This is a genomic window from Pseudomonas sp. (assembly GCF_017744435.1).
Classification (GTDB): Bacteria; Pseudomonadota; Gammaproteobacteria; order Pseudomonadales; family Pseudomonadaceae; genus Aquipseudomonas.
This window is the reverse complement of record NZ_JAGIBG010000018.1, coordinates 1-17,140: the sequence shown is the minus strand read 5'-3', so window position 1 is coordinate 17,140 and position 17,140 is coordinate 1. Positions and strand designations below refer to the sequence as shown.

The 17,140-nt window shown below is 62.3% G+C and carries 17 protein-coding genes; 14 read left to right on the top strand and 3 right to left on the bottom strand.

Annotated elements, in window-relative coordinates:
• The first annotated feature begins 2 nt into the window (after positions 1-2).
• A complete protein-coding gene (gene sfsA / locus J7573_RS14310; protein ID WP_294335910.1) occupies positions 3-713 on the top strand; it encodes a DNA/RNA nuclease SfsA in 711 nt (236 codons plus the stop codon).
• Here sfsA and J7573_RS14305 read toward each other — a convergent pair.
• Positions 703-1,020, bottom strand: coding sequence for a Rieske (2Fe-2S) protein (locus tag J7573_RS14305; protein ID WP_294335908.1), 318 nt, complete (start codon positions 1,018-1,020; stop codon positions 703-705). The genes sfsA and J7573_RS14305 overlap by 11 nt on opposite strands.
• Before the next feature lie 148 nt (positions 1,021-1,168).
• Here J7573_RS14305 and J7573_RS14300 point away from each other — a divergent pair, with 148 nt between their 5' ends.
• Genes J7573_RS14300 through J7573_RS14285 form a run of 4 tightly spaced genes read left to right on the top strand, consistent with a single transcriptional unit; the run spans position 1,169 to position 4,745 of the window.
• The gene (locus J7573_RS14300) at positions 1,169-2,044 is read left to right on the top strand and encodes an ABC transporter substrate-binding protein (RefSeq protein WP_294335905.1); all 876 of its coding nucleotides are present in this window, start codon (positions 1,169-1,171) and stop codon (positions 2,042-2,044) included.
• Between the two features lie 50 nt (positions 2,045-2,094).
• Entirely contained in the window at positions 2,095-3,078 is a 984-nt protein-coding gene (locus J7573_RS14295) for an iron ABC transporter permease (protein WP_294336181.1), read from the top strand.
• Positions 3,078-3,845, top strand: a complete 768-nt coding sequence (locus tag J7573_RS14290; RefSeq protein WP_294335902.1) for a heme ABC transporter ATP-binding protein — start codon at positions 3,078-3,080, stop codon at positions 3,843-3,845. The genes J7573_RS14295 and J7573_RS14290 overlap by 1 nt, the downstream gene beginning before the upstream one ends.
• A 12-nt stretch (positions 3,846-3,857) precedes the next feature.
• Complete coding sequence (locus tag J7573_RS14285) at positions 3,858-4,745, top strand: ChaN family lipoprotein (protein WP_294335901.1); 888 nt, start codon at positions 3,858-3,860, stop codon at positions 4,743-4,745.
• 201 nt (positions 4,746-4,946) lie between these two features.
• Here J7573_RS14285 and J7573_RS14280 read toward each other — a convergent pair whose 3' ends face one another.
• Together J7573_RS14280 and J7573_RS14275 are read right to left on the bottom strand one after the other, a co-directional pair.
• Complete coding sequence (locus tag J7573_RS14280) at positions 4,947-5,222, bottom strand: TfoX/Sxy family protein (protein ID WP_294335898.1); 276 nt, start codon at positions 5,220-5,222, stop codon at positions 4,947-4,949.
• A 245-nt stretch (positions 5,223-5,467) separates the two neighbouring features.
• Positions 5,468-7,030 (bottom strand): bifunctional aminoglycoside phosphotransferase/ATP-binding protein, encoded by a 1,563-nt coding sequence (locus J7573_RS14275; RefSeq protein WP_294335897.1) that lies wholly within the window; start codon positions 7,028-7,030, stop codon positions 5,468-5,470.
• Positions 7,031-7,146: 116 nt separating this feature from the next.
• Between J7573_RS14275 and mrcB the strand changes: the two genes are divergently transcribed.
• The 9 genes from mrcB to msrQ all read left to right on the top strand — a co-directional run bounded on the left by mrcB (position 7,147) and on the right by msrQ (position 17,014).
• On the top strand, positions 7,147-9,468 hold the full coding sequence (gene mrcB / locus J7573_RS14270; RefSeq protein ID WP_294335895.1) for a penicillin-binding protein 1B: 2,322 nt from the start codon (positions 7,147-7,149) through the stop codon (positions 9,466-9,468).
• 16 nt (positions 9,469-9,484) lie between these two features.
• Positions 9,485-10,288 carry a tetratricopeptide repeat protein gene (locus tag J7573_RS14265; RefSeq protein WP_294335892.1) on the top strand — a complete coding sequence of 268 codons (804 nt, stop codon included), beginning with the start codon at positions 9,485-9,487 and terminating at the stop codon, positions 10,286-10,288.
• Positions 10,288-10,620 (top strand): YqcC family protein, encoded by a 333-nt coding sequence (locus tag J7573_RS14260; RefSeq protein ID WP_103448961.1) that lies wholly within the window; start codon positions 10,288-10,290, stop codon positions 10,618-10,620. The genes J7573_RS14265 and J7573_RS14260 overlap by 1 nt, the downstream gene beginning before the upstream one ends.
• Before the next feature lie 407 nt (positions 10,621-11,027).
• Positions 11,028-12,752: an acetolactate synthase 3 large subunit gene (locus tag J7573_RS14255; protein ID WP_294335881.1), complete on the top strand. Its 1,725-nt coding sequence runs from the start codon at positions 11,028-11,030 to the stop codon at positions 12,750-12,752.
• A gap of 1 nt (position 12,753) precedes the next feature.
• The gene (gene ilvN, locus J7573_RS14250; RefSeq protein WP_003250040.1) at positions 12,754-13,245 is read left to right on the top strand and encodes an acetolactate synthase small subunit; all 492 of its coding nucleotides are present in this window, start codon (positions 12,754-12,756) and stop codon (positions 13,243-13,245) included.
• Positions 13,246-13,300: 55 nt separating this feature from the next.
• Entirely contained in the window at positions 13,301-14,317 is a 1,017-nt protein-coding gene (ilvC, locus tag J7573_RS14245; RefSeq protein WP_027917653.1) for a ketol-acid reductoisomerase, read from the top strand.
• A 150-nt stretch (positions 14,318-14,467) separates the two neighbouring features.
• A complete protein-coding gene (gene pssA, locus J7573_RS14240) occupies positions 14,468-15,310 on the top strand; it encodes a CDP-diacylglycerol--serine O-phosphatidyltransferase (RefSeq protein WP_027917652.1) in 843 nt (280 codons plus the stop codon).
• A gap of 79 nt (positions 15,311-15,389) precedes the next feature.
• Positions 15,390-16,403, top strand: a complete 1,014-nt coding sequence (gene msrP, locus J7573_RS14235) for a protein-methionine-sulfoxide reductase catalytic subunit MsrP (RefSeq protein WP_294335752.1) — start codon at positions 15,390-15,392, stop codon at positions 16,401-16,403.
• Positions 16,403-17,014 (top strand): protein-methionine-sulfoxide reductase heme-binding subunit MsrQ, encoded by a 612-nt coding sequence (gene msrQ / locus J7573_RS14230; RefSeq protein WP_294335751.1) that lies wholly within the window; start codon positions 16,403-16,405, stop codon positions 17,012-17,014. The genes msrP and msrQ overlap by 1 nt, the downstream gene beginning before the upstream one ends.
• Positions 17,015-17,140: the final 126 nt, after the last annotated feature.

The window sequence follows — 17,140 nt, the reverse complement described above, 5'->3', positions numbered from 1 at the left end:
GGGTGTTTTTTCCTCAACTTGAACAAGGGCGCCTGCTGCGCCGCTACAAGCGCTTCCTGGCTGACATCGAACTGGCCAATGGCGAGCAACTGACCATCCACTGCCCGAACACCGGTTCCATGCTCAATTGCATGCGCGAGGGCGGGCAGGTGTGGTTCAGCCGCTCCAACGACCCCAAGCGCAAGCTGCCAGGTACCTGGGAAATCAGCGAAACGCCCCAGGGCCGCCTGGCCTGCATCAATACCGGGCGCGCCAATGCACTGGTTGAAGAGGCACTGCGCAGCGGGGTGATCCACGAACTGGCCGGTTTTACCGTGCTGAAGCGTGAAGTGGCTTACGGCGAAGAGCGCAGCCGGGTGGATTTTCGCCTGGAGTTCGCCGACGGGCCGGCCTATGTCGAGGTCAAGAGCGTGACCCTGGGCTATCCGGAGACTGCCGTGGCGGCGTTCCCGGATGCAGTGACCCAGCGTGGCGCCAAGCACCTGCGCGAGCTGGCGGCCTTGGCCCGCCAGGGCATTCGTGCGGTGCAGCTGTACTGCGTGAACCTTACCGGCATCGAGGCGGTACGCCCTGCCGAGGAGATCGACCTCGCCTACGCCAATGCCCTGCGTGCAGCGGTGGCCGACGGGGTCGAGGTGCTGGCCTACGGCGTGCGACTGGATGACGAGCACATCGTCATTGATCGCCCGCTGCCGGTATTGCTTACCCCTTGAGCCAAATGCCCTGGCTGTCTTCATGGCAGTCCAGGGCCTGCAGTATTTCGCCTTCGCAGGGGCCGGCCACGCATTCACCACTGTCTATCAGAAACAGCGCACCATGATGGGCGCAGTGGATCAGGCTGGCGCTGTCGTCGAGAAAGGCGTCTTGCGCCCAGTTCAGCGGGATGCCGCGGTGCGGGCAGCGGTTACGGTACAGGTAGACCTGGCCCTGTCGGCGTACACCGAACAGGTCGATGCCGTCTACGCTGAAGGCGCGGCTGTGGCCCTCGGCCAAGGCCGTGGAAGGACAGAGAAAATGCATTGCAGGGAAGGCTCGTGAAACAAAGTGATGGCTTGACGCGTCAATGCGAATAATTATCAAATTGCCCGCATTTGCTGCGCCGCCCGCCTATGGTGCGCAGTTCCGCCGCTCGCCACAAGGCGTGCGGCCCTCCTTCAGAAGGAATCCGATGATGCGCCGTCCCGCTGCCTTGCTCGCCCTGTGCGCAGCTTTCGTTGCTACCACCCAGGCCCTGGCCGGCGAATTGCCGCAGCGCTGGGTCAGCGCTGGCGGGGCGCTGAGCGAGTGGATCACTGAGCTGGGCGGCGAGCCACGCCTGGTGGGCGTCGATACCACCAGCCAGCACCCCGAATCGCTGAAGGCCTTGCCGAGTGTGGGGTATCAGCGGCAGTTGTCGGCCGAGGGCATTCTCAGCCTGCGCCCGGATGTGCTGGTGGGCACCGAAGAGATGGGGCCGCCGCCCGTGCTGGCGCAGGTGCGCAAAGCGGGCGTGCGGGTCGAGTTGTTCTCCAGCCAGGCCGAGCTGGCTGCGGTGGACGAGAACCTCAAGCATCTGGGCGCCTTGTTGGGCGCCGAAGAGAAAGCCGCACAGTTGGCGGCAGGCTATCACCAGCAACTCGAAGCGCTGCAGTTGAAGGTCAGGCAGGCTCAGCAGCATCACAAGGCACCGGGTGTGTTGCTGCTGGTCGGGCATGCTGGCGCCAAGCCGCTGATTGCCGGGCAGGGCACCGCTGGTGACTGGGTGCTGCGCCAGGCGGGGGCGCGCAACCTGGCCGAGCACCAAGGCTACAAGAACTTCTCCAGTGAGGCGCTGGCGGCGCTCGACCCGGATGTCGTGGTGTTCTCTGATCGTGCGCTGAGCGGCGAGCAAGCCTTACAGGCGTTGCTCAAGGAAAACCCGGCGCTGGCCGCTTCCCGTGCAGTGCGCGACAAGCGCCTGGTGTCGCTCGACCCGACATTGCTGGTGGGTGGCCTTGGTCCACGCCTGCCAACCGCCTTGCAGGCACTGGCGACTGCGCTCTACCCGGCAAGCGCTGCTAAATGAAACAACGGATCCAGCCGCGAACACTGTTTGTTTACCTGACACTGCTGTGCCTGCTGGCGGTGTGGTTGTCGCTGGCCCTTGGGCCGGTCAGCCTGCCGTTGTGGGATACCTTGCGCGTCGGCCTGCGTTCGCTCGGGCTGCCGATTGCCCCTGATGGCCTGGAGCAGGCTGAAATGATCCTTGGCCAGATCCGCCTGCCACGTACGTTGCTGGGGCTGGCTGTGGGGGCTGTGCTGGCGTTGTCCGGCGTGGCGATGCAGGGGCTGTTCCGCAATCCGCTGGCCGATCCTGGCCTGGTCGGCGTCGCCAGCGGCGCGGCGTTGGGGGCGGCGGTGGCGATTGTCGGTGGCAGCTGGTTTGGTGGCATTCCGCAATGGTTTGGCCCGTACTTGCTGTCGGCCTGCGCGTTCATCGGTGGGCTGGGGGTGACGGCGCTGGTGTACCGCCTGGGACGGCGCGATGGCCAGACCAACGTCGCCACCATGCTGCTGGCGGGGATCGCACTGACGGCATTGGGCGGCTCGGCGGTAGGGCTGTTCACCTACCTGGCCGATGACGCCACGCTGCGCACGCTGACGTTCTGGAACCTGGGCAGCCTCAATGGCGCCAGTTACGAGCGGCTCTGGCCATTGTTGCTGGTGGCTGCAGGCGTTGCGCTTTGGCTGCCGCGCCGGGCCCAGGCGCTGAATGCCTTGCTGCTCGGTGAGTCGGAGGCGCGGCACCTGGGCATCGAGGTGGAGCGGCTCAAGCGCGAGCTGGTGTTCTGCACGGCCTTGGGTGTTGGCGCTGCGGTGGCCGCAGCGGGGTTGATCGGCTTCGTCGGCCTGGTGGTGCCGCATCTGGTGCGGTTGCTGGCCGGGCCCGACCACAGGGTGTTGCTGCCGGCCTCGTTGCTGGCGGGTGGGACCTTGCTGTTGTTCGCCGATCTGGTGGCACGTCTGGCGCTGGCGCCGGCAGAGCTGCCCATCGGCATCGTGACCGCATTCATCGGCGCGCCGTTCTTCCTGTTTCTGCTGATCAGGGGGCGCACCTGATGCTTGAAGTCAAAGGTCTGCATTTGCGCCGCGGCAGCAGTGAAGTGCTGCATGACATCAATCTGCAGTTGCTGCCCGGCCAGGTGCTTGGCGTGCTCGGGCCCAATGGCGCGGGCAAGAGCAGCCTGCTGGGTGCATTGTGCGGCGAGCTTGCGCCAAGCCATGGGCATGTGAACCTGCAGGGCAAGGCCCTGGCCGATTGGCCGGGGCAGGCGCGGGCACAGTGCCTGGCTGTACTGCCGCAAGTATCCGGCCTGGGCTTCGCCTTTCGCGTCGAGGAAGTGGTCGGCATGGGGCGACTGCCCCATGGCAGTGGCCAGCAGCGTGACCGGGAGATCGTCGAGGCCGCATTGCGTGCGGCGGATGCCTGGCATCTGCTGGAGCGCAGCTATCTGGCCCTGTCAGGCGGCGAGCGCCAGCGTGTGCATCTGGCCCGGGTGCTGGCCCAGTTGTGGCCGGGAGAGCAGGGCGCCACGCTGTTGCTCGACGAGCCGACCTCGATGCTCGATCCTTTGCATCAGCATACGACGCTGGAGGCTGTGCGCAGCTTCGCCGACCGCAGTGCTGCAGTGCTGGTGATCCTGCATGACCTCAACCTTGCGGCGCGCTACTGCGATCGTATCCTGTTGCTGCAAGACGGGCGCTGCCATGCCCTGGCCACGCCGCAGGAGGTACTGACGCCTGCCTCACTCAAGGCCGTGTTCGGTATCGAAGTGCTGGTGCAGGCGCACCCGGAACGGGGGCACCCGCTGATCATTACCCGCTAGGAGACACTGCCCATGGGTCATCCTTTGCTGTGCGGTTCATTACTGTGTCTGGCGCTGGCGTTGGGTGGCTGCCAGGCCAGCCTGCCACCGCTGCCTGCCTGGCAGAGCAGCGCAGGGCGGGATAACGCCGAGCTGGGGCAGATCCGCGATCTGGCCAGCGGGCAGGTGATCAGCCCTGAGCAGCTGCTCGAAGGCCTGGCCGATGCCCCGCGGGTGCTGGTCGGTGAGAAGCATGACAACCCGGATCATCACGCCTTGCAGCTGTGGTTGATGCGTGCGCTGCAGCAACGCCGGGCGCAGGGCAGCCTGCTGCTGGAAATGCTGCAACCCGAGCAGCAGGCCCGCGTCGATGCACTCGCGGGGCAGGCGCAGTTGCCGCAGGACCTGCCCAAGGCCCTGGCCTGGGAAGAGGGCTGGGACTGGCAGCTTTACGGCCCTATTGTACGAGAGGCCTTGCAACATCATGTGCCGCTGCTGGCGGCCAACCTGTCACCCACCGAAATGCGCCAGGCCTATCGGCACCCGGCGGCGCTGTCGGGCGCCCGGTCGAATGCGCCTGCGGTGAAGGCGGCACTGCTCGAACAGGTGAAGCAGGGGCATTGTGGCCTGCTGGCGGAAAGCCAGCTGCCGGCAATGCTGGCCGTGCAACAGCAACGGGATCGGCGTATTGCCGAACGGTTGCTGGCGGCGCCGCAGCCGGCATTGCTGTTCGCAGGTTTGTACCACGTGCGCAAGGACCTGGGGGTGCCTTTGCACCTTGCCGATCTGGGCGCGACAGGCGAGAGCAAGGTTGTGCTGCTGGCCGAGGTGGGCGAGCAGGTCGAGCCCGGGATGGCCGACTATGTCTGGTACACGGCGGCGATGCCAGATCAGGACTACTGCGCCCAATTGCGCCAATAGCGGTTACTCGCCTGGGCGGGTTAAAACTGCGGGCAAAAAAAGACCCGGCAAAATGCCGGGTCAATAACCGTGATTAGCCTGATGAGGAGATAATCTGAGAGTCCGAACCAGGGGCTCTTAGCTTATCCAACCAGTCTCGCGACCAGTTGTGGTAATCATAACGATTCTCATTACAGCGTCAATCCCCTTCTTGCGTTTATTTCAGATTTTTTTGGGCAGAGGGCATTTCGCATCGAGTTGTTGATTGAGCGCTTCCTTGCGTTCGGCTGGCAAATCGTTCCAGTGCATGTCCAGCAATGCACCTTCAATGGCGTACAACAGCACCTTCGACGCCCGGAATCCTCGTGTTTTCACGGCCTGGTAGGCACCCACCGCGCCCAACCGGCGCAAGTCCGATGCACTGTGGATACCGGCCGCATGCAACCACTGCGCAGAGGTCTTGCCAAGATTCTTCAGGTGCTGCAATTCATCGTTCATCGAGCCTCCTTGCGATGGCTGAACGGGTCTAGGGGATAAATCGCGAGCAGGTCTGAGAGGAGTGTAGCGGGGGTTCGGAAATGCGCGGCCTTTTGCCATCGGGGACGACGAGCTGCTTTTGGCAGCCTGTGCCGGCCTCTTCGCGGGTAAACCCGCTCCCACAAAGTTCTCTGCCAGCCTCAAGGTTGGCCTAGTACCTGTGGGAGCGGGTTTACCCGCGAAGCGGGTACAGGAAAGCGCTGAACTTACAGGCCTGGCAGACGCTGGCGAATCTGGTCGATCACCTGGTCCATGCCGCTGGCTTCCTGGGTATCGATGCGGGTGCTGTTTGCCAGTTCCTGGGCATCCAGTGGCTCACGGCTGGCCTGCTGGGCCTTGACCACCTCCAGCGTGGCATCCGACGGGTCGCTGTTCTCGGCCTGGCGCTGCTCCAGCCAGCTGGCGATCACCGCTTCCGGGGCATGGCAGTCGAGGATCAGGAACGGCACGCCAGTGTCGTTGGCCACGGTTGCGGCGGCCTGGCGCTGTTCAGCCTTGAGGTAAGTGGCATCGAGCACCACCGGGAAACCGGCACGCAAGATCGTCGCCGCCAGCTCATGCAGGCGCTGGTAGGTTGCCACGCTGGCGTCCTGGTCATAGATGCCGGCAGCCAGTTGGCCGGCGTTTTGCGCCTGCTGTTCACCGAACAGGCGCTTGCGCTCCACATCCGAACGCACGCGAACCGCGCCGAGCGCTTCGACCAGACGCATGGCCACGTGGCTTTTGCCCACCGCCGAGACGCCATGGGTGATCGCCAGCAGGCGGGAAGGGATGGCGCTGTAGCTTTCCGCCAGGTTGGCGTAGTTGCGGTAGGTGCGCAGGGTGGTGGCGCGCTGCACGGCGTCGGCATCGGCCGACAGGCTGAACAGGGCGACCTTGGCCCGTACCAGTGCGCGGTAGGCCTTGTAGAAGTTCAGCAGCTCCAGGCCGGCGTAGTCGCCAGTCAGCTCCAGGTACTGGCTGATGAAGCGACGGGCCAGGCACTTGAGGCCACGGTCTTCCAGGTCCATCGCCAGGAAGCCGACGTCGGCATAGACGTCGGTCAGGCGGAACGGTTCGTTGAACTCGATGCAGTCGAAGATCACCACCTTGCCGTCGATCAGGGTGGCGTTGCCCAGGTGAATGTCACCGTGGCATTCACGGATGAAGCCATTGGCCTTGCGCGCCTGCAGCAGGCCATGCAGGCGCTCGAAGCTGCTGCGTGCCCAGGCCTGGAGGTTGTCCAGTTGCTGCAGGTCGGCTTTTTCGCTGAGGAACGGGCGGATCTGCTCGAAGTTCTGCTCGACCGGCGCCATCACGCTTTCTGGAGTACCCAGCGGATGTTCCGGCGACACTTTCGGTGCCTGCAGGTGGAATTCGGCAATCTGCCGGGCCATCTGGTCGATGTGGCCGGTATGCAGCTCACCATTGGCCTGCAGGGTGCTGAGCATCTGGCCCTGGGGGAACTGGCGCATCTTCAGTGCATATTCGATCGCTTCGCCTTCACCACCGATCTGTGGCGCTTCGGCACTGCCGGTAATCGGCAGGACTTCAAGGTACAGACCCTCGGTCAGGCGCTGGTTCAGGCGCAATTCTTCGTTACAGAAGTGCTGGCGCTGGTCCAGGCCAGTGAAGTCGAGGAAGCCGAAGTTCATCGGCTTCTTGATCTTGTAGGCGTACTCGCCAGTAAGCAGGACCCAGGAGATGTGCGTCTCGATGAGCTGGAACCCGTCCACCGGGTGAGGGTACAGGGCAGGGTTCTGCAATGCGTTGATCAAGGCTTGGCTCACTGGAAATCCTTCAGGTGCAGGGAATTCGAAAGCGCCATTATGGTCAATGGTGCCGTCCCTGCCTACCGCCAGAGGGCGCCTGCCTACCCTTTATAAAGTGCGTATAATCCGCCGCCATGACTCGAACCCGAAATCCTCGTACCCCTCAGAAACGCCCGACCGGCCGCTCGCGCGCCTGGCTGGGCTGGGCCTTGAAGCTCAGCCTGGTCGGCCTGGTGATCGTTGCCGGCTTCGCGGTTTACCTCGATGCTGTCGTTCAGGAGAAGTTCTCCGGCAAGCGCTGGACCATCCCGGCCAAGGTATATGCCCGACCGCTGGAGCTGTTCAGCGGCCAGAAGCTGAGCAAGAACGACTTCCTCACCGAACTCGATGCCCTCGGCTACCGGCGTGAAAGCGCGGCCAACGGCCCGGGCGCGGCGGCGGTCAACGGCAATACCGTCGACCTCAACACCCGTGGCTTCCAGTTCTACGAGGGCATGGAGCCTGCGCAGTTCGTGCGTGTGCGCTTCTCTGGCGACTACGTGGTAGACCTTGCCGGTGCCAACGGCAAGAAACTCGATGTGGTACGCCTCGAACCGCTGATGATCGGCGGTATCTACCCGAAGAACCTCGAAGACCGCATCCTGATCAAGATCGATCAGGTGCCGCCGTACCTGCTCGAGACGCTGGTCGCTACCGAGGACCGGGACTTCTACAGCCACTTCGGTGTGTCACCCAAATCCATCGCCCGGGCCATGTGGGTCAACACCTCGGCAGGTTCCATGCGCCAGGGCGGCAGTACCCTGACCCAGCAGCTGGTAAAGAACTTCTACCTGACCAGCGAGCGTAGCCTCAGCCGCAAGCTGACCGAAGCGATGATGGCCGTGCTGCTGGAGATGCACTACGACAAGCGCGAAATCCTTGAGGCCTACCTCAACGAAGTGTTCGTCGGCCAGGATGGTCAGCGTGCGGTGCATGGCTTCGGCCTGGCCAGCCAGTTCTTCTTCAGCCAGCCGCTGTCGGAACTGAAGCTGCACCAGATCGCCTTGCTGGTAGGCATGGTCAAAGGGCCGTCCTACTACAACCCGCGGCGCTACCCTGACCGCGCGCTGGCGCGGCGCAACCTGGTCCTCGACCTGGTGGCCGAGCAGGGCGTGGCCAGCCAGGCGGAGGTCGATGCGGCGAAGAAGATGCCGCTGGGCGTGACCAAGCGCGGCAGCCTTGCGGACAGCTCATTCCCGGCCTTCCTTGACCTGGTCAAGCGTCAGTTGCGCCAGGACTACCGTGACGAAGACTTGACCGAAGAAGGCCTGCGCATCTTCACCAGCTTCGACCCGATCCTGCAGATGAAGGCCGAAACCTCCATGGCCGAAACCTTCAAGCGCCTGTCTGGGCGCAAAGGTGCCGACGAGGTGGAATCGGCGATGGTCGTGACCAACCCGGAAACCGGCGAAGTGCAGGCACTGATCGGCAGCCGCCAGTCCGGCTTTGCCGGTTTCAACCGTGCCATCGACGCCGTGCGACCGATCGGCTCGCTGGTCAAGCCGGCGGTCTACCTGACCGCACTGGAACAGCCAAGCAAGTACACCCTGACCACCTGGGTGCAGGACGAGCCGTTCTCGGTCAAGGGTGCCGACGGCCAGGTGTGGCGCCCGCAAAACTATGACCGGCGCTCGCACGGCACGATCTACCTGTACCAGGGCCTGGCCAACTCGCTGAACCTTTCGACCGCGAAACTCGGCTTGGAAGTGGGTGTACCGAACGTGATCAAGACCATCGGCCGCCTCGGCGTCAACGTCGACTGGCCGGCCTTCCCGGCGATGCTGCTGGGCGCTGGCGGCATGTCGCCGATGCAGGTCGCGACCATGTACCAGACCATCGCCAACGGTGGCTTCAACACGCCGATGCGCGGCATCCGTAGCGTGCTCACCGCTGAAGGCGAGCCGCTCAAGCGCTACCCGTTCCAGATCCAGCAGACCTTCGACCCGGGTTCCATCTACCTGGTGCAGAACGCCATGCAGCGGGTGATGCGTGAGGGTACCGGCCGCTCGGTCTACAACGTGCTGCCAAGCTCGCTGACCCTGGCGGGCAAGACCGGTACCAGTAACGACTCGCGCGACAGCTGGTTCTCCGGCTTCAGCCAGGACCTGCTGGCCGTGGTGTGGATGGGCCGTGACGATAACGGCAAAACGCCATTTACCGGCGCCACCGGCGCCTTGCAGGTCTGGACCAGCTTCATGAAGAAGGCCGACCCGTTGCCGTTGGACATGCCGCAGCCAGATAACGTGGTGCAGGCGTGGATCGACCCGTACAGCGGCCATGGCTCCGACAGAAGCTGTCCGGGAGCCGTGCAGATGCCGTATATTCGCGGCAGTGAACCGCCCGCCGGGGCGACCTGCGGCGGTGAGCAGAATCCCGTAGAGTCGGTCATGGACTGGGTCAAGGGCTGGATGAACTGAGCCCTTAGCAGCATTGATGAGGTGTGAATTGAATAAGTGGCTGTTTCCTGCCGTGACGGCGCTGGTAGTGCTCCAGGGTTGCTCCAGCGTGCAGCGTGGCAACATTCCGGTGGTCGACTCGAGCACCCGGGTGTCCAATAGTGAGCGTGTCCAGGCCCACCGTACGGCTGCGGGCATGAGCAACGGCACCGCGCAGGCACAGTCGCTGCCCGAGGACTCGGGCGTGACCGTGATGATTCCGCAAGGCGCCGGTGCCGCTGGCATCCAGACCTTCCCGGCAGGCAATGGCGCGGCGCCGATCAGTACCGGCCCGATCACGCCCGGCCCTGTCACTGCAGGCCCGGTTACTTCGGCACCGATGACCACCAACCCCAACCCGATCGCCGATGAACCGTTCGATATCGCTTCGATGAGCAGCACGCCGGCAGCGTCCAGTGCACCGACCGGCATTCCGCGCAGCAATGCGGCTTCCGGTGGTCTGTCGGCCGATGAACAGCTCGACGGCCCAGTGCTGGCGCTGTTGACCACCGCCCAGTCGCAGCAGGGTAGCGGTGACTACAATGGTGCCGCCTCAAGCCTGGAGCGTGCCCAGCGCATTGCCCCGCGCGAGCCGCAGGTGCTGTTCCGCCTGGCCCAGGTGCGCCTGTCGCAAGGCGACGCGCCCCAGGCCGAGCAACTGGCCCGCCGTGCGCTGACCTACGCCAACGGTCGCCCCGACCTGCAGGCCGAGCTGTGGAACACCATCGCCCTGGCCCGCGAGAAGCAGGGTGACAGCGCCGGTGCCGCCCTGGCACGGCAGAAAGCGCGGGTCAATTCGTGATGGTCGAGCAACGCATTCTCGATATCGCCGACCACCTGCTGCTCATCGAGCGTGAGCTGCAGGTTCAGGGCTGGTGGGATGACGAGCCGCCCAGCGACGAAGCGCTGGCCAGTACCGTACCGTTCGCGGTCGACACGCTCAGTTTCGAGCAGTGGTTGCAGTGGATCTTCCTGCCGCGCATGAAGATCATCATCGAGCTCGGCCACCCGCTGCCCAATGCCTCAAGCATCCTGGTGATGGCGGAGACCGTGTTCACCAGTCGCCCGGAAGAAAGTCGCGAGCTGCGCCGGCTGTTGGCAGCATTCGATCAATTGATCGCTCCTTCCGCCTGATTTCTTCAGTTTTTCCGTCAAGGGCCGCAGATTGTGGCCCTTTTTTATGGAAATCTTATTTTTTCTGCTGCTGACTCGGTTTTTAGTGGTGGCAGGAATTCATCTTGGGGAAAAATTGGCAATAATTTTTCTTGACTTGTAGGCGCCAAATCACAAGAATCCAGATTCCGCTGTAGAGGGACTGCCAGAAGCAGACCCGCTAAGCAGATCATGAGGCGCATACCCGCGCCGCCTGTTACACCCCGCAACGCGTTACCTCGCGCTGGGTGGGAACCCCCCGCAACACTCTGGGGAGCTCCCAATACTTGCTCAGTCAGTGCTGACGTTCGCTCATGCTCTGCTTGGCAGTAAACCTATTAAGACCCGTCCACTAGGGACGGTATTCTGGCGTTTTAGAGGTGAACAACGTGGAGCTTTTATCTGGCGCTGAAATGGTCGTCCGCTTCTTGCGTGACGAGGGCGTTAAGCACATCTACGGGTACCCTGGTGGTGCTCTCCTTCATGTTTACGACGCGCTGTTCAAAGAGCCGGAAGTGGAACACATTCTGGTTCGTCATGAGCAGGCGGCAACCCATATGGCGGACGGCTACGCCCGCGCCACCGGCAAGGCCGGTGTGGTGCTGGTAACCTCCGGCCCGGGCGCGACCAATGCCATTACCGGCATTGCCACCGCCTACATGGATTCGATCCCGATGGTCATTCTGTCCGGCCAGGTGCCAAGCACCATGGTCGGTACCGATGCCTTCCAGGAAACCGACATGATCGGCATCTCGCGGCCGATCGTGAAGCACAGCTTCATGATCAAGACCCCGACCGAGATCCCTGAAGTACTCAAGAAAGCCTTCTACCTGGCGCAATCCGGTCGCCCAGGCCCGGTCGTGGTCGACATTCCAAAAGATATGACCAACCCGGCCGAGAAGTTCGAGTACGTCTATCCGAAGAAGGTCAAGCTGCGCTCGTACAGCCCGGCTGTGCGCGGTCACTCCGGCCAGATCCGCAAGGCTGCCGAGATGCTTCTGGCCGCCAAGCGCCCGATCGTCTACGCCGGTGGCGGCGTGATCCTCGGCGGTGGCTCCGAAGCACTGACCGAAATCGCCAAGTCGCTGAATCTGCCAGTCACCAATACCCTGATGGGGCTGGGTGGCTTCCCGGGCACCGACCGTCAGTTCCTCGGCATGCTCGGCATGCACGGCAGTTTCACCGCCAACATGGCCATGCACAATGCCGACGTGATCTTCGCTGTCGGTGCGCGTTTCGATGACCGCGTGGTCAACGGCCCGGCCAAGTTCTGCCCGAACGCCAAGATCATCCATGTCGACATCGACCCTGCGTCGATCTCCAAGATGATCAAGGCCGACGTGCCGATCGTCGGCCCGGTCGACAGCGTGCTCAGCGAAATGCTCGGCATCCTCAAGGAAATCGGCGAGCAGCCTGACAAGGTGGCGCTGGATGCCTGGTGGAAGCAGATCGACGAATGGCGTGGCAATGGCGAACTGTTCCCTTACGACAAGGGCGACGGCAACGTCATCAAGCCGCAGAAGGTCATCGAGACGCTGTGCGAAGTGACCCATGGCGATGCTTTCGTCACCTCCGACGTTGGCCAGCACCAGATGTTCGCGGCGCAGTACTACCGCTTCAACAAGCCGAACCGCTGGATCAACTCCGGTGGCCTGGGCACCATGGGCTTCGGCTTCCCGGCGGCAATGGGCGTCAAGCTCAACTTCCCGGACCAGGACGTGGCCTGCGTGACCGGCGAAGGCAGCATCCAGATGAACATCCAGGAGCTGTCCACCTGCATGCAGTACGGCCTGCCGGTGAAGATCGTCAACCTGAACAACGGTGTGCTGGGCATGGTCCGCCAATGGCAGGACATGGCCTACAACGGTCGTCACTCGCACTCTTACGTCGAGTCGCTGCCTGATTTCATCAAGCTGGCCGAGGCCTATGGCCACGTGGGTATCCGCATCACCAGCCTGAAGGACCTCAAGCCGAAGCTGGAAGAAGCGTTTGCGATGAAAGACCGCCTGGTGTTCATCGACATCGCGGTTGACCGCAGCGAGCACGTCTATCCGATGCAGATCAAGGATGGCTCGATGCGTGACATGTGGCTGAGCAAGACGGAGCGTACCTGATATGCGGCACATCATTTCCCTGCTGCTGGAAAACGAACCCGGTGCTCTGTCCCGTGTGGTCGGCCTGTTCTCCCAGCGCAACTACAACATTGAAAGCCTGACCGTGGCGCCGACCGAAGACCCGACTTTGTCGCGTCTGACGCTGACCACCGTTGGCCATGACGAAGTGATCGAACAGATCACCAAGAACCTGAACAAGCTGGTCGAAGTGGTGAAACTCGTCGACCTGTCGGAAAGCGCTCACATCGAGCGTGAACTGATGTTGGTCAAGGTCAAGGCCACCGGTGCCCAGCGCGCCGAGATCAAGCGCACCACGGATATCTTCCGTGGCCAGATCGTCGATGTGACCGCCAGCGTGTACACCGTGCAGCTGAGCGGCACCAGCGACAAACTGGACAGCTTCATCCAGGCGATCGGCACCGCATCGATTCTCGAAACCGTGCGCAGCGGCGTTACCGGCATTGCCCGTGGCGACAAAGTGCTCAGCATCTAAATTCAAAAATTAGCGATGGCTCCGCAGGGGCCGAGATATAACCAGGGGTATTTTCATGAAAGTTTTCTACGATAAAGACTGCGACCTTTCCATCATCCAGGGTAAGAAAGTCGCCATCATCGGTTACGGTTCCCAGGGCCACGCTCAGGCGTGCAACCTGAAGGACTCCGGTGTAGACGTTACCGTCGGTCTGCGTAAAGGTTCGGCTACCGTTGCCAAGGCCGAAGCCCACGGCCTGAAAGTTGCCGACGTGGCTACCGCCGTCGCTGCTGCCGACCTGGTCATGATCCTGACCCCGGACGAGTTCCAGGGCCAGCTGTACAAGAACGAGATCGAGCCGAACATCAAGAAGGGCGCTACCCTGGCCTTCTCCCACGGCTTCTCGATTCACTACAACCAGGTTGTTCCGCGTGCCGACCTCGACGTGATCATGATCGCGCCGAAAGCCCCGGGCCACACCGTTCGCTCCGAGTTCGTCAAAGGCGGCGGCATCCCTGACCTGATCGCTATCTACCAGGACGCTTCGGGCAACGCCAAGAACGTCGCCCTGTCCTACGCCGCTGGCGTCGGTGGTGGCCGTACCGGCATCATCGAAACCACCTTCAAGGACGAGACTGAAACCGACCTGTTCGGCGAGCAGGCTGTTCTGTGCGGTGGTACCGTCGAGCTGGTCAAAGCCGGTTTCGAAACCCTGGTTGAAGCTGGCTACGCGCCAGAAATGGCCTACTTCGAGTGCCTGCACGAGCTGAAGCTGATCGTTGACCTCATGTACGAAGGCGGCATCGCCAACATGAACTACTCGATCTCCAACAACGCCGAGTACGGTGAGTACGTCACCGGTCCGGAAGTCATCAACGAAGAATCCCGCAAGGCCATGCGCAACGCTCTGAAGCGCATCCAGGACGGCGAGTACGCGAAGATGTTCATCTCCGAAGGTGCTACCAACTACCCATCGATGACCGCCAAGCGCCGCAACAACGCCGCTCACGGCATCGAAATCATCGGCGAGCAGCTGCGTTCGATGATGCCGTGGATTTCGGCTAACAAAATCGTCGACAAGACCAAGAACTAAGTCTTATCGAAAGATGAAAAACGCGGCTTCGGCCGCGTTTTTTCGTTCTGGCAGTCAGCTTCTGGTATAAAGCAGACCAGTGGCTCGCCGTCAGAACCTGTTTCGCGGGCCCGTGTCGAACATTTTCCATCCTGTTGCAAGGTACCCTCCATGAGCGAACGTCCCGAAGAGCCGAACAAGCCCTCCGACGCCGAAAGCCTGCTACCTGTCGATGAGCACGTTGAAGAAGGGCATGACGCCGAAGGGCGCAAGGTGCGTCATCGCGGCATCTATCTGCTGCCCAACCTGTTCACCACCGCCAACCTGTTTGCCGGTTTCTATTCCATCATCAGTTCGATGAGCGCGCAGAGCGCTGGCGACCCACGCGAGGCGAGCAAGTATTTCGCCTTCGCCGCCATTGCGATCTTCGTGGCCATGGTGCTCGACGGCCTCGATGGCCGTGTGGCGCGCATGACCAATACCCAGAGCGCCTTCGGTGCCGAGTACGACTCGCTGTCGGACATGGTCGCCTTCGGCGTGGCCCCGGCCTTGCTGGCCTTTGGCTGGGCGTTGGGTGACATGGGCAAGGTTGGCTGGATGGTCGCCTTCATCTATGTTGCCGGTGCTGCGCTGCGTCTGGCGCGGTTCAATACCCAGGTCGGCACTGCCGACAAACGCTACTTCATCGGCCTGGCCAGCCCGGCCGCCGCCGGTGTGGTCGCCGGTACCGTCTGGGCCTTCAGCGATTACGGCATCCAGGGCTCCAAGCTGTCGTTCCTGGTAGCGCTGCTGGTTGCCGCTGCCGGCATGCTGATGGTCAGCAACATCAAGTACAACAGCTTCAAGGAGCTGGACCTCAAAGGGCGCGTGCCATTCGTGGCAATCCTTGCGGTGGTGCTGGTGTTTGCCGTGGTGTTCAGCGACCCGCCGCGCATCCTGCTGCTGATCTTCCTCGCCTATGCGGCATCGGGGCCGATCCAGTTCCTGCTGCGCGGGCGCCGGCGCAAGGCGTGATAATTATTTAATGCTGGAATAACCCTCCGGCTCCATAGTCTTACTGGTACATCCGTTATCCAGTGCTGTGGAGCCGACCATGCTCATCAAGCTTCCCAGGTCTTCCGACTGCAAGGCAGCGGAGATCACCCCCGAAGGCATCTACCTTTCCCGTCGTACCCTGCTCGGTGGCTCGCTGGCCGGTTTGGCCCTGGGCGCGCTGCCGGGTGGGGCGAGTGCAGCTGATGTGTCGCGCTATGCCGATGTGGCGCCTGGCGCCGCGCCAGGCTGGTTCACCGACAAGCTCGCTGCCGCACGCTGGCAGGCGGTGACGGTCAAGGATGAGGCGATCACGCCGTTCAAGGATGCCACCCACTACAACAACTTCTACGAGTTCGGGCCCGACAAGGGTGACCCGGCTGCCAAGGGGGACAGCCTGAAGACAGCGCCCTGGTCGGTCGTGGTAGATGGCGAGGTGGGTAAGCCGGGGCGCTATGCGCTGGAAGACTTCGTCAAACCTTATCAGCTTGAAGAACGCATCTACCGGCTGCGTTGTGTCGAGGCGTGGTCGATGGTCATTCCCTGGCTGGGTTTTCCCCTGGCGCAGGTGCTCAAGCAGGTCGAGCCGACTTCGAAGGCGCGTTATGTACGTTTCGAGACGCTGAAGGATCCGCAGCATATGCCCGGGCAGCGCTCGGGCTTTGCCCTGATCGACTGGCCATATAGAGAAGGCTTGCGCCTGGATGAGGCGATGCATCCGCTGGCGATTCTGGCCGTAGGCATGTATGGCCGAGAGCTGCCCAACCAGAATGGTGCCCCGTTACGTTTGGTGGTGCCCTGGAAGTACGGTTTCAAAAGCATCAAGTCGATTGTGCGAATCAGCCTGGTGGCTGAGCAGCCGGGGACTACCTGGCAGGGGCTGGCACCGGATGAGTATGGCTTCTATGCCAATGTGAACCCGAACGTTGACCATCCGCGCTGGACTCAGGCGCGCGAGCGGCGTTTGCCCAGCGGGCTGTTCAGCCCCAACGTGCGACAAACACAGATGTTCAATGGCTACGCCGATGAAGTGGCGTCGTTGTATACCGGGCTCGATCTGCGGAAGAACTATTGATGCGCTATCCCTGGTTGCGCCTGGGCATCTTTGTCGTGGGTTGCCTGTTCCCCGTGTGGTGGTTGTATGAGGCCGCGATGAGCCTGCTGGGGCCAGACCCCGGGAAGATCATGATGGATCGCCTTGGGCTTGGGGCGCTGACCTTCCTGCTGGTTACCTTGAGCATGACGCCACTGCAGAAACTTACGGGGTGGTCAGGCTGGATCGTGGTGCGTCGACAGCTGGGGCTGTGGGTGTTTGCCTATATCGTGCTGCACATCCTGGCCTACCTGTTCTTTATCCTTGGGTTGGATTGGGGGCAGTTGGCGGTCGAGCTGCGCAAGCGGCCTTACATTATTGTCGGTGCGCTCGGCTTTCTTGGCTTGCTGGTGCTGGCGGTCACCTCGAATCGGTATAGCCAGCGTCGACTGGGGAGTCGGTGGAGGAAGCTGCACAAGCTGGTGTATGGGGTGCTTGGCCTGGGGTTGCTGCACTTCCTGTGGATTGTTCGCTCGGACCTGAAAGAGTGGGCTATTTATGCATGCATTGGTGCAGTGCTCATGTTGATGCGGGTTCCAGTGGTTTCACGGGTGCTTCCGAGGATTGCCCGGAGGCAGGGGAGGGTGGTTTGAAAAGTTTTTGAAATTAAGGGTTGACGGGGTTTCGAATCCCCTTATAATGCGCCCCACTTCCAGCGACATCGGAACGACAAACTCCTTGAGATTCAATGAGTTAGGTAGTTAAGGTGGTGTTGGAGG

Coding starts and splice junctions, on each gene's coding strand:
- pssA (WP_027917652.1), top strand. CDS start 14,468: ATGAGCGAACGTCCCGAAGAGCCGAACAAGCCCTCCGACGCCGAAAGC.
- ilvN (WP_003250040.1), top strand. CDS start 12,754: ATGCGGCACATCATTTCCCTGCTGCTGGAAAACGAACCCGGTGCTCTG.
- msrQ (WP_294335751.1), top strand. CDS start 16,403: ATGCGCTATCCCTGGTTGCGCCTGGGCATCTTTGTCGTGGGTTGCCTG.
- msrP (WP_294335752.1), top strand. CDS start 15,390: ATGCTCATCAAGCTTCCCAGGTCTTCCGACTGCAAGGCAGCGGAGATC.
- J7573_RS14300 (WP_294335905.1), top strand. CDS start 1,169: ATGATGCGCCGTCCCGCTGCCTTGCTCGCCCTGTGCGCAGCTTTCGTT.
- J7573_RS14280 (WP_294335898.1), bottom strand. CDS start 5,222: ATGAACGATGAATTGCAGCACCTGAAGAATCTTGGCAAGACCTCTGCG.
- J7573_RS14265 (WP_294335892.1), top strand. CDS start 9,485: ATGAGGTGTGAATTGAATAAGTGGCTGTTTCCTGCCGTGACGGCGCTG.
- J7573_RS14290 (WP_294335902.1), top strand. CDS start 3,078: ATGCTTGAAGTCAAAGGTCTGCATTTGCGCCGCGGCAGCAGTGAAGTG.
- J7573_RS14305 (WP_294335908.1), bottom strand. CDS start 1,020: ATGCATTTTCTCTGTCCTTCCACGGCCTTGGCCGAGGGCCACAGCCGC.
- J7573_RS14260 (WP_103448961.1), top strand. CDS start 10,288: ATGGTCGAGCAACGCATTCTCGATATCGCCGACCACCTGCTGCTCATC.
- J7573_RS14285 (WP_294335901.1), top strand. CDS start 3,858: ATGGGTCATCCTTTGCTGTGCGGTTCATTACTGTGTCTGGCGCTGGCG.
- mrcB (WP_294335895.1), top strand. CDS start 7,147: ATGACTCGAACCCGAAATCCTCGTACCCCTCAGAAACGCCCGACCGGC.
- ilvC (WP_027917653.1), top strand. CDS start 13,301: ATGAAAGTTTTCTACGATAAAGACTGCGACCTTTCCATCATCCAGGGT.